Here is an 11,258-nt window from a genome sequence, read left to right as displayed (position 1 = left end):
AAACCATCAAAAGCGCGACTTAGCTACGTTTGGCACGCGCGAATGCCGCTGCCAGCGCATTGTCTGCCGGCGGTGCGGTGATCCGCGGTTTGCTGTTGGCCTGCGCCTGACCGCGTCCACCACCATCGCGCCTGCCCTGCCCCGGACCGCTGCCGCGAGCGTCGCGCGGTTGCGCAGAGCCACCCGCCGCTGGCGGCGTATCGGACAAACGGCAGGTCAGCGCGATGCGCTTTCGCGCCACATCCACTTCCAGCACCTTGACCTTGACGATGTCGCCGGCCTTGACCACATCGCGCGGATCCTTGACGAAGGTTTCCGACAACGCCGAGATGTGCACCAGTCCATCCTGATGCACGCCGATATCGACGAACGCACCGAACGCGGCCACATTGCTGACCACACCTTCGAGCACCATGCCCGGTTTGAGGTGCTTGATGTCCTCGATGCCCTCGGCGAACTGCGCCGCCTTGAACTCGGGCCGCGGATCGCGGCCGGGTTTTTCCAGCTCCTTGAGGATGTCGCGCACCGTCGGCACACCGAATTGGTCGTCGGTGAACATCTCCGCCTTCAGGCCACGCAGAAAACTGCCGTCGCCCAGCAATGCCTTGATCGGCTTGCCGGTGCTGCTCACGATGCGCTCGACCACCGGATACGCTTCCGGATGCACCGCCGACACGTCCAGCGGCTCGTCGCCATCGGCAATGCGCAGGAAACCGGCGCATTGCTCGAAGGTCTTGTCGCCCAGCCGCGGCACCTTGAGCAAGTCCTTGCGACGCTTGAACGGGCCATTGTCGTCGCGGTGACGCACGATATTTTCCGCTACCGTGCCCGACAACCCGGACACGCGCGACAACAACGCCGCCGAGGCGGTATTGACGTACACACCGACCGCGTTGACGCAGTCCTCCACCCGCGCTTCCAATGCCTTGGCCAGCCGGTATTGATCCACATCGTGCTGGTACTGGCCCACGCCGATCGCCTTGGGCTCGATCTTCACCAGTTCGGCCAATGGATCCTGCAGACGGCGCGCGATCGACACGGCACCACGCAGCGATACATCCAGATTCGGAAATTCCTTGGCCGCGAACTCCGAGGCCGAATACACCGATGCGCCCGCCTCGCTCACCACCACCTTCTGTAATTTGGCCGCGCCGCACAGCGCAATCGCCTCACCGGCCAGCTTGTCGGTCTCGCGGCTGGCGGTGCCGTTGCCGATCGCGATCAGCTCCACGTTGTGCTGCATGCACAATTTTTTGATGGTCTGCAGCGACTGATCCCACTGCCGCTTCGGCTCGTGCGGATAAATCGTTTCGGTGGCCACCAGCTTGCCGGTGGCATCGACCACGGCGATCTTGCAACCGGTACGGATGCCCGGATCCAGCCCAAGCACCACGCGCGGGCCTGCCGGCGCCGCCAGCATCAGGTCCTTGAGATTGTCGCCGAACACCGCGATCGCCTCGGCCTCGGCCTTCTCGCGCGCCTGATTGAACAGGTCCAACAGCAAGTGCATATGCAGCTTGGCGCGCCAGGTCAGCCGGCACGCATCCAGCAACCAGCGATCGGCCGGACGGCCTTCGTTGGAGATACCGGCATTGCGCGCCACGCGGCCTTCGGCGTACTGGTGCCCGGCCTCGGCGTCGCTGCCCGGATCCAGATCCAGGTACAGGATTTCCTCGCGGCGTGCGCGAAACAGCGCCAGCAAGCGGTGCGAGGGAATCTTCGCCAGCGTTTCGGCGTGATCGAAGTAATCGCGATACTTGGCACCGGCCTCTTCCTTGCCCTCGGCGACCCGTGCGCGGATCACGCCGTTGTCGCCTAGCCAGCTGCGCAGCTCACCGACCAGTGCGGCATCTTCACCCCAGCGCTCCATCAGGATGGCGCGCGCGCCTTCCAGCGCCGCCTTGCTGTCTGCAACGCCCTTTTCGGCATCGATGAAGGCTGCTGCGGCCACGTCCGGGGACTGCGTCGGGTCCGCCAACAGGCCATCGGCCAATGGCTCCAGCCCGGCTTCGCGCGCGATCTGTGCGCGGGTGCGGCGCTTGGGCTTGTAGGGCAGGTACAGGTCTTCCAGCCGCGACTTGGTGTCGGCCGCCACGATCTCGTTGCGCAATTCGTCGCTGAGCTTGCCCTGCTCGCCAATGCTGGACAGGATCGCCGCGCGGCGCTCTTCCAGCTCGCGCAGATAGGTCAGGCGCATTTCCAGATTGCGTAGTTGCGTATCGTCCAGGCCGCCGGTCACTTCCTTGCGGTAGCGGGCGATGAAGGGGACGCTGGCGCCCTCGTCGAGCAGGGCGATGGCGGCGTGCGCCTGTGCGGGTTGGGCACCGATCTCATCGGCGATGGTGCGAGCAATCTGCTGGGCAAGCTGGCTATCGTGCATGACGGCGCGGCGTGAACCGCTTCACTGAAAAATGCATTTTCGCAGTGCCGGCCCGCCACGGAAACCCGTTGACAACGCCGCCGTAAACCTATGCAGCCGCGCTCAGCTGACCTGACGTGCGTAATGGGTGGCGGCACGTTCGACCAGAATGCTTTCCTGCAGCGATTCCAGCGCCATCACGCGCACCTTGCCCATATCCTTCAGCGGCACCATGCGTTCGACATACACCTCCGGGCCAGCATCGGTCATCGCACGCGACTTGCTGAAACCGTAAGGCACCACGCCCTTGTCGCCATCTTTACTGCCACCGACGTACAGGACAATCGACATACCCACACCCTCTTCTGCTGCTGTTGCTGCGTTGTGGCGGGAGGATACCCAGCTCGCCGTGAGGAGCTTTCCACGCACGTTAACGCCGGCTGTTTGCCGTTTGGTGACGGCGGCAAGGCCGGGCTCGCCTCACGGCCGCTTCACCCCGCTTGGCCGTCAATCGCCATCCGCCTGCTCGCTGATCGACACCGCATGGACCTCAAAAGTGGCTACCCGTTCTGGTCGATCCGCAACGGCTTGATGCGCGCCTACCCGCGCCTGGAGCAAGACACCCAATGCGAGGTCGCCATCGTCGGTGGTGGCGTCACCGCCGCGCTGATCGCGCACGAATTGCTGCGCCACGGCCATGAAGTCGTAGTGATCGAACAGCGCGACATCGGCTGGGGGAGCACCTCGGCCAGCACCGCCTTGCTGCAGTACGAAATCGATACGCCGATGATCGAACTGGCCAAGCAGTACGGCATGTCCGCCGCGGCGCTGGCGTATGGCGCCTGCGCGCAAGCCATCCTCGACCTGCAGGGCCTGTGCAATACCCTCGGCGGCACCGACTTCACGCGCCAGGACAGCCTGTACTACGCCAGCCGCCCGCGCGACATAAAAGACCTGCGCAACGAGCTGGAGACCCGCAAGGCGCACAAACTGCCGGTGGAATGGATCGAACGCGAGCCGCTCTGGCACAACTACGGCGTGCATTCGGATGGCGCGATCCTGAGCCGCTTGGCCGCCAGCGTGGACCCGTACCGCCTCTGCTACCGCCTGTTTTCCGAGTGCGAGCAGTACGGCGCACGCATCCACGACCGCACCGCCATCGCCTCGATCGAACCGCACGACCCGCACGTCGACCTGCGCACCGAAGACGGTGTGAGCGTGCGTGCCCGTCACGTGATCCTGGCGGCCGGCTATGGCAACCAGCGCTGGCTCTCGCAGCCGGTGGCGCGCAATCGCAGCAGCTACGCCTTCGTGACCGACCCCCTGCACGACAGCGACATGGGCGCGCTCAAGCACACCATGATGTGGGAAACCGCGCGCCCGTATCTGTACGTGCGCAGCACACCGGACGGGCGCGTGGTCGCTGGCGGAGAAGACGACAACATCGACATTCCCGCGCGCCGCGACGCACGCGTGCAGAGCAAGCTCAAGACGCTGCTGAAGAAAATTGGCAAGACCATGCCCGATATGCGACTGCGCCCAGCGTTCGCATGGGCCGGCACTTTCGCAGAGACTGCCGATGGATTGCCGTTCTTCGGGCCGCATGCCGAACTCGGGCCGCGCGTGTCGTTCGCGATGGCCTATGGCGGCAACGGAATTACCTATAGCGCCATTGGTGCGGGCTTATTGCGCGCACAACTGGAGGGCACGCCTCATGCGCTGTCCGGATTGTTCGGCTTCTCGCGCCTGGGCTGAGGCCCCCACGGCCACCAACCATGGCCATGCATCGCATACGTATCGGCAGCCCGCTCCAGCGGGTTGCGCACGTGGATGCCGCCGCACAGAAAATACACGGGCAAAAACAGTGGCCCCAGCAGCATGTACTGATAGACATGCGCGCGCTCGTGGTCGCCCAAGCGCACCGGTGGATGCTGGCAACGGCCTGCAGCGTGCGCGTAGGTACTGCACTGCAGGTCGAGCGATGCACCTTTCAGCAGGATCACGTTGCCCAATGTCATCGCGCCACCCGGGCCCCATGGCCAGGCGTGGAAGACCACGGCGCGTTCCTGCGGCGACCAGACGGGACGCGCACCAAAACTCCACCCGGCCGCGCCGATCGCGAGCCCGATCAAGGTATTGGGCAGCGTCCATACCGCGCCAAGCGCCTGCAATGCAGGCAGCCCGCGCATTACCGGCTTCAATCGGCCTGGTTGGGGATCAGCAGCCACAGGATCAGATAGACCAGGATGCCGGGAAACGCGGCCGAGGCGATCGATACGATCACAAACAAAATGCGCAGCAGCGTGGAGCTCCAGCCAAAACGGCGCGCAATGCCGCCAACGACGCCGGCGATCATGCGGTCGTTGAGGGAGCGGGACAGCGTGGTGGTAGACATGGCAAGCCTCCTGCAGAACGTAGCCAACAGTCTAGAAAACGCGGCCGCTGCGGATCGTGACGGCCGTCTGGCCTGCTCAGCGCAGCGTCACCTGCACGGCGTGCAGGCAGCGATCTCAGGCATTGCCGCCACGTGCCTGCAGCCAGCGATGGATTGCCACTGGAACCTCGCGCTGCGCACGCCCGGAGACGTAGATTCCGATATGCCCGCCACGGAAGCTCAGTTCGCTGTAGTCGTCGCTGCCGACCAGTCCTCCTAGCGCCCGTGAAGCGTCCGGCGGCACCAGGTGGTCGTGTTCGGCGTAGATATTCAGCACCGGCATGTCGAGCGCCTGCAGATCGACCGCCTGCCCCGCGATGCTCACCTGCCCGGTGACCAGCCCGTTGCGCTGATAGAACACCGTGACGAATTCGCGGAAAGCCTCGCCCGCCAGGTCGGGCGAATCGAAAATCCACTTTTCCATGCGCAGAAAATCTTCCAGCGCCTGCTTGTCGTCGAGGATGTCGAGCAGGCCCACGTATTTCTGCAGGTTGAGCCGGAACGGCTTGAGCATCAGGTAACTGGCGTTCATCAGATCCGCGGGCACGTTGCCCATGGTGTCCACGAACAGATCCACATCGACCATGCGTGCCCAGTTGGACAGCATGTTGTCGGGAGTATGGAAATCCACCGGCGTCACCATGGTGATCAGGTTGCGCACTTTGTCGCGCTGCAGCGCGGCGTAGCACAACGAGAACGTTCCGCCCTGACAGATGCCGAGCACATCCACCGCTTGCAACCCCGACTGCGCGCGCAGATGATCCACCGCGCCGTCGATGTAGCGCAGCAAATAATCTTCCAGGGTAAGGTAGCGCTCGGAGCGGTCCGGGTAGCCCCAATCCAGCACGTAGACGTCCTGGCCGTGACTCAATAGCCCTTTCACCAGCGAGCGATCCGCCTGCAGATCGACCATGTAGGGGCGATTGACCAATGCATAGACGATCAGCAGCGGCGTCTTGGCCACCGGCGCCTGCTCGCCGATGAAGCGATATAGCACCACCTTGCCGTCGCGCCAGACTTCTTCGCGCTCGGTGACGCCGTAATCCACATCGTCCACGCCCGGCAGCAGCTTGAGTCCTTCGCGCAACTTGCGTTGCATCGACAGGGTTTCCTGCATCAGGTCTTCGGCGCTGAATCCCAACGGACCTTTCATGCCTGCGCTCCACGTTTTTTAGCTGCGACGGGTTTGCGGGCCGCAAGCTCGGGCGAGGATGTCGCGCCACCATGCTTCTTGGGCGAGGTCGTTTTCGTCGGCTTAGAAACGGCTGGCGCCTTTTTCGGAGCCGCCTTTTTCGTCGCGGTCTTGTCGACGGGTGCCTTCTTCGATGCACCCTGCTTGACTGCCCGTTCTGCCCCGGCCGGCCGCGCAACAGCGCTGGCCCCGGCGGACGACGCGCGCTTGCCCGCTGCCGGTGTCACCGGTGCAGGCTGCGCCGCTGCAGCGGGCTTGCTCGCCGGCGAAGCTGCGTTACGCAGCATCCGCCTGACCAGGCGTTCCAGTTCGGCAATGCGGCGATGCGCGGCGTCCATCTCCGAACGTGTGGGCATGCCGAAGCGTTCGCTGAGTTGCTCGACCTCTTCCTGCAGCGCAGCGCGCAGGCGCATGTGCGCGTTGGCAAAGCCGCCGTACACCTTGCGGAACTGCTCCGACAAGGCAACATCGGCATAGGACTCTTCGGCCGCTTCGATCCATAGATCGAACAGGGCGCGGGCGCTGGTCAACTGGCTGCCGCTGCTCTCGTGCTCGCTCAGCCTGGACGCGAAGCGCGCAAACGCCTGCTCGATCGCCGCCTTGAGTTGCTCGCCATAGGCCTCCGACTGGGCCTGGAACTCCTGCTGCGCGCGTGCCAGTTTCTGCAGGCGCGACTGGTGGTTGCGGTTCAACCCGAACGCCGGCATGTCCAGCCAAGGCGCATTTTCCTCGCGCCACTTTTGCAGCGCTTGCGCCGCGTCCTGCAGCCACGGGTCGAACCCGCCCGGGCTGCCGCCGCGCAGCGAACCCAGCGTCCACTGCATCAGCTGCTCACCCTGCCCTTGTACGGCCTGGCGCCAGGCATCGGCGACTTCATTGGCCGAGGTGTCGCGCCCGGCAAACTGCGCGGCCACCTGCTGCATGGTGCCAAACCAGTCGCCGGCCTGGGTGCGAAAGCGGTCGATGGCCTCCTGCGCCTGCGGGGCGGCCTGGGTGGGCAGCAATTGCGACCACCAATCCACGGCCTTGCGCCAATCCTGCGGGGCGTCGCTACCGGACGTGGGCGGTGGTTGTTGCGCAGCGGCGCCGGCCTGGCCGTGGCGCATGGCATCTCCCCAGGCAGCCCAGTATTGGCGCGCCTTGTCGTCGAAGTTGCCGTTGTCCGAACCGCTGCTTGCCATCATCCCATCCAGTGACCTCTACCCAGCCATCCTACCGCGTGCGTAGCGGTGTGCCGCTCAGGGTTTGGGGATACGCAGCGTCTTGCTGATCATCAGCGAGCCGGACACCGCAAACAGCAGCACCAGCGGATGCAACTGCCAAGGCCCCAGCTGCCATTGGCCCCACCACAAGGTGTCGCCGATATGCCCGCTGCTGGCGGCAACCGCGAGCAGGATCACCAGTACCAGGCTGGTCGGAATGGGCGTGCCTTCGAAGTACGGCACCTTGTCGGCCTCGCCAGCGATCTCTTCGGCAGTGACGTTGTAGCGCGCCAGCCGGCTGACCCCGCAGCAGACGAAATAGCTCAGCACCAGCCAGTCCCAACCGCCGCGCATGCCGCAGGCATAGCCCAGCGCCGCCGGCGCCACGCCGAAGGAGACCACGTCCGCCAACGAATCCAGTTCGCGGCCCAGCGTGGAAGACGCTTTGCGCCAGCGCGCCACGTGCCCATCCAGCGCATCGAACACGAACGCCAGCGGGATCAATGCCATGCCAAGCAGCAGATCGCCGCGATGCCCCTCTTGCAGGAACCGCATGGCCGCAAACACCGCGCCGGTGCCGCAGAACGCGTTGGCAAGCGTGAACCAGTCCGCGAGTTGGAAATCGCGCAGCATCGAAAAATGGCGTTTCATGCGGAACCTAAGGTGAGCAAGACACAAAGGGTAACGCGCGCGCGCCATGCAGGCGACCGTTTCGCTGCACTCGGCTAGGCTGGCGATCCGCGTGACCGCTCCCGGCCGCGCACGACTTCACGAGGACATCCGATGCACAGCATCCTGATCACCGGCGCGGGCAGCGGCATTGGCGCCGGTATCGCCACCCAACTGGCGGCCGACGGCCATCATCTGCTCGTCAGCGATGTGCAGCTGGCGGCCGCCGAGCGCACGGCGGATGCGTTGCGCCAGGCAGGCGGCTCGGCGGAGGCGCTGGCGTTGGACGTGACCGATGCAGACAGCATCGCGCAGGCACTGGCCAGTGCATCACGCGCCCCGCAGGTACTGGTGAACAACGCCGGCCTGCAGCATGTGGCCGCACTTGAGGAGTTCCCGATGCAGCAGTGGGCGCTGCTGGTGGATGTGATGCTCACCGGCGCCGCACGCCTCAGTCGCGCCGTGCTGCCCGGCATGCGCGCGGCCGGCTATGGCCGCATCGTCAATATCGGCAGCATCCACTCGCTGGTGGCCAGCCCATACAAAAGTGCGTATGTGGCCGCCAAGCATGGCCTGGTCGGCCTGGCCAAAGTCATCGCGCTGGAAACCGCCGATTGCGACATCACCGTCAACACGCTCTGCCCCAGCTATGTGCGTACGCCGCTGGTGGAACGGCAGATTGCCGATCAGGCGCGCATCCGCGGCATCACCGAGGACGCCGTGGTGCGCGATGTGATGCTCAAGCCGATGCCCAAGGGCGCCTTCATCGACTACGACGAGCTGGCCGGCACCGTGGCGTTTCTGATGTCGCATGCCGCCCGCAATATCACCGGGCAAGCCCTCGCCATCGATGGGGGCTGGACGGCACAATGATCACGCTGGCGAAATTTTGACCAGCCGCCACGCGTACCAGATGGCATAAGGGGGCCGCGCACTTGTCCACAGACTTGCGCAGCGTCCATCCACAGGGGGTGTGGAGAAGTGGGCGAGGCCTGCCGTTCCGCGGAAAACCGAGAGGCTCCCCGACGCTCAATGTTCAACGCCGCAAGGTTGAGCCTGGCTGGCATTGGGTGCTGCGCTGCCAGCCAGCACGGCTCGCCGATCGGACGTCAAGCGCTGGTGCGCCGATCTATCTCCCGCACCGAGGACGTCGATCTACAGCAGTCGGGCCCGGCTAGATATCTGCCGGCGCAGTGCCGGCGGCACGCACTCCACGTGCCGTGCACGTGCAGCGATCAGATCCGCGAATATGTCCACGACTGCATGCGCCCGTCGCGATACGGCATGACGCCGTGGAACGGGCGCGGGTCGCCATCAAATACCAGCGGCAGGAAATTGCGGTCGCCTTCCCACATCGGCACCTGATCCATCCGCTCGATCGCGATCCACTCCAGCGTCCCCTCCGGATTGGAGGTGTGCGGTGTGCCCTCGAAGCTGTGGATCAGGAACACGAAGCCCAGCCAGTCTTCGCCCTGCTTGCCGAAGCCCGGCCAGCTGATGGTGCCGCGCAACTGCATCCGGCCGCAGTCGACGCCGGCTTCCTCGCGTATCTCGCGGCGCATGCAAGCCAGCACGTCTTCGTCCGGCTCCATCTTGCCGCCCAGGCCGTTGTATTTGCCCAGATGCTGGTCGCCGGGGCGGGCATTGCGATGGATCATCAGCACCTGGGTGCCGTCCGGCGACAACAGGTAGCCGAGCGTGGCGACAATCGGGGTATAGGGCATGGCATGCGATCTGACACGAAGCGCATCAGTATGACTGAAGCGGCACGCCGCACGCGGCGGCAACGCCGGCTCAGCCGACGGCGGCCCGCGGGTTCGGGCGCGGCGGTGCCACGCGATCGGTATCCAGGTGCAGGGTCGCAACGCCGTGTCCGCGTTCGGCCAGGTACTCCAGCCACTTGCCCAGGAACGTATTCATGCGCATGCGGTGGCTGATCAGCTCGGCCGGCGGCGGGAACATGCCCATCACGTCCTGCCAGCGCCGACCGACATAGCAATGCGTGGTCTCGGCCTGGCGCGCATCGCGGTACAGCCTCACATACGCCGACGGGTCCGGCTCGCCGGTGACCGGGTCGCACAGGTCGTAAGTCAGGCGCAGTTCCACCGTGTAGCGGTGGCACTCGATCACGTCCAGCCGCAGGTTCAGGCCATCGCCGATCGAGGACACGTAGGAGCCCGGCGCCAGATCGGCCGGGGCAAATAACCGGGTCAGATGTTGGAAGTTTTCTGCGTACAAGCCCATCAGCCAGCCGAAGCGGCTCAGTTTGGGAATACGTTCGAGTTTGCTCAGTGCTTGCGCCATGGACCGATCCTACACGCTGCGCCGCCGCACGGGCAGCATTGACGGGGGCCCAACGACAGGCCTACCTTGGTGGAGCACTGCCCCGCCCGCTTTGCTCTCCCAGCCGCCGCGCAATGGCATCTTTAGATCTCCATCCGATGCGCACGCTCGCAAGACCCGCGAGGCGGCTGCCAAGCCTGATCCCCGATCAAAACATCTCGCGCTGCAAGCCCAGAGTGGACAACACCTTGCTGGAGATTTCTTCGATCGAGGTATTGGTGGTGCTGAGCGAGGGAATGCGCTCCATCTGGAACATGCGCTCGGCGATCGCCACTTCGCGCCGGCAGGTCTCTGCCGCGCTGTAGCGCGAATTGGCGCGCCGCTCCTGACGAATTTGCTGCAACCGCTCAGGATCGATGGTCAAGCCGAACAACTTGCTGCGGTAATTACGCAACCGCGGGGGCAACTGCTCGTTTTCCAGATCTTCGTCCGTGAGCGGATAGTTGGCGGCGCGAATGCCGTAATGCAAGGCCAGATAGATGCAGGTCGGTGTCTTGCCCGCGCGCGACACCGCCACCAGGATCACATCGGCCTCGTCGTAATTGAGCGCAATGCCATCGTCATGACTCAGCGCGAAGTTCATTGCGTTGATGCGGCGGTGATAGGTTTCGAAGTCGACCATGCCGTGCGCGCGGCCCACACGCGAATGACGCGGCGCATTGAGCTCGCGCTCCAGCGGCTCGATGAAGGGTGCGAAGACATCCAGCATCAGCGCGCCACTTTCGGCCAGGATCATGCTCAATTGTGGATCGACGCACGAATTGACCACGACCGGGCGCACCTGGTACCGCTCGCCTGCGGCGCGCACGCGCATGGCCGCATCGCGCGCTTTATCTGCATCATCGATGAACGACATGCGGTCGGTGACGAAGTTGAAACCGCTGAACTGCGTGAGCAGGCTATGCCCAATCGTTTCAGCGGTGATACCGGTTCCATCGGAGACGTAAAACACCGGCCGAATTGTTGACATCAAGACCACCTCTTTGAACTGGTGTCCAAAACTTACGGATTCATGCTTGTGCAGGTTCCGCTGTGCACTGCATCATAGCGGCTTCTTCC

Annotated in this window: 12 protein-coding genes; 2 read left to right on the top strand and 10 right to left on the bottom strand. The window is 64.5% G+C overall.

The genetic code is table 11. The features are described 5' to 3' along the window. Positions 1-19: 19 nt before the first annotated feature. Positions 20-2,380, bottom strand: coding sequence for a Tex family protein (locus AMD14_RS10885; protein ID WP_011051307.1), 2,361 nt, complete (start codon positions 2,378-2,380; stop codon positions 20-22). Positions 2,381-2,482: 102 nt separating this feature from the next. Then, positions 2,483-2,710, bottom strand: a complete 228-nt coding sequence (locus tag AMD14_RS10880) for a hypothetical protein (RefSeq protein WP_003482809.1) — start codon at positions 2,708-2,710, stop codon at positions 2,483-2,485. 192 nt (positions 2,711-2,902) lie between these two features. On the opposite strand from AMD14_RS10880, the gene AMD14_RS10875 reads away from it, so the two are divergent. Further along, positions 2,903-4,114, top strand: coding sequence for an NAD(P)/FAD-dependent oxidoreductase (locus AMD14_RS10875; RefSeq protein WP_011051306.1), 1,212 nt, complete (start codon positions 2,903-2,905; stop codon positions 4,112-4,114). Here AMD14_RS10875 and AMD14_RS10870 read toward each other — a convergent pair. From AMD14_RS10870 to AMD14_RS10850, 5 genes are all read right to left on the bottom strand, one after another. Next, positions 4,072-4,548 (bottom strand): hypothetical protein, encoded by a 477-nt coding sequence (locus AMD14_RS10870; RefSeq protein WP_015463163.1) that lies wholly within the window; start codon positions 4,546-4,548, stop codon positions 4,072-4,074. The two genes, AMD14_RS10875 and AMD14_RS10870, sit on opposite strands and share 43 nt — an antisense overlap. A gap of 8 nt (positions 4,549-4,556) precedes the next feature. Next, positions 4,557-4,754, bottom strand: coding sequence for a PspC domain-containing protein (locus AMD14_RS10865; protein WP_005915706.1), 198 nt, complete (start codon positions 4,752-4,754; stop codon positions 4,557-4,559). Between the two features lie 115 nt (positions 4,755-4,869). Beyond that, positions 4,870-5,946, bottom strand: coding sequence for a class III poly(R)-hydroxyalkanoic acid synthase subunit PhaC (locus AMD14_RS10860; protein WP_011051304.1), 1,077 nt, complete (start codon positions 5,944-5,946; stop codon positions 4,870-4,872). After that, positions 5,943-7,169 carry a class III poly(R)-hydroxyalkanoic acid synthase subunit PhaE gene (phaE, locus tag AMD14_RS10855; protein WP_015463162.1) on the bottom strand — a complete coding sequence of 409 codons (1,227 nt, stop codon included), beginning with the start codon at positions 7,167-7,169 and terminating at the stop codon, positions 5,943-5,945. The genes AMD14_RS10860 and phaE overlap by 4 nt, the downstream gene beginning before the upstream one ends. A 54-nt stretch (positions 7,170-7,223) precedes the next feature. Then, complete coding sequence (locus tag AMD14_RS10850) at positions 7,224-7,886, bottom strand: CDP-alcohol phosphatidyltransferase family protein (protein ID WP_171843840.1); 663 nt, start codon at positions 7,884-7,886, stop codon at positions 7,224-7,226. 84 nt (positions 7,887-7,970) lie between these two features. Here AMD14_RS10850 and AMD14_RS10845 point away from each other — a divergent pair, with 84 nt between their 5' ends. Then, positions 7,971-8,729 (top strand): 3-hydroxybutyrate dehydrogenase, encoded by a 759-nt coding sequence (locus AMD14_RS10845; protein WP_005933499.1) that lies wholly within the window; start codon positions 7,971-7,973, stop codon positions 8,727-8,729. A gap of 362 nt (positions 8,730-9,091) precedes the next feature. Here the strand turns inward: AMD14_RS10845 and AMD14_RS10840 are convergent, their stop codons facing one another. The 3 genes from AMD14_RS10840 to ppsR all read right to left on the bottom strand — a co-directional run bounded on the left by AMD14_RS10840 (position 9,092) and on the right by ppsR (position 11,169). Then, the gene (locus AMD14_RS10840) at positions 9,092-9,580 is read right to left on the bottom strand and encodes an NUDIX hydrolase (RefSeq protein WP_005915716.1); all 489 of its coding nucleotides are present in this window, start codon (positions 9,578-9,580) and stop codon (positions 9,092-9,094) included. 70 nt (positions 9,581-9,650) lie between these two features. Beyond that, positions 9,651-10,160: a DUF1249 domain-containing protein gene (locus AMD14_RS10835; RefSeq protein WP_003482827.1), complete on the bottom strand. Its 510-nt coding sequence runs from the start codon at positions 10,158-10,160 to the stop codon at positions 9,651-9,653. 187 nt (positions 10,161-10,347) lie between these two features. Beyond that, positions 10,348-11,169, bottom strand: a complete 822-nt coding sequence (gene ppsR, locus AMD14_RS10830) for a posphoenolpyruvate synthetase regulatory kinase/phosphorylase PpsR (protein WP_003482830.1) — start codon at positions 11,167-11,169, stop codon at positions 10,348-10,350. Positions 11,170-11,258 lie beyond the last annotated feature (89 nt).

The sequence above is a fragment of the Xanthomonas citri pv. citri genome (assembly GCF_000961215.1).
Classification (GTDB): domain Bacteria; phylum Pseudomonadota; class Gammaproteobacteria; order Xanthomonadales; family Xanthomonadaceae; genus Xanthomonas; species Xanthomonas cissicola.
The sequence above is the reverse complement of the archived record's forward strand: the minus strand, read 5'-3'. Positions and strand labels throughout refer to the sequence as shown.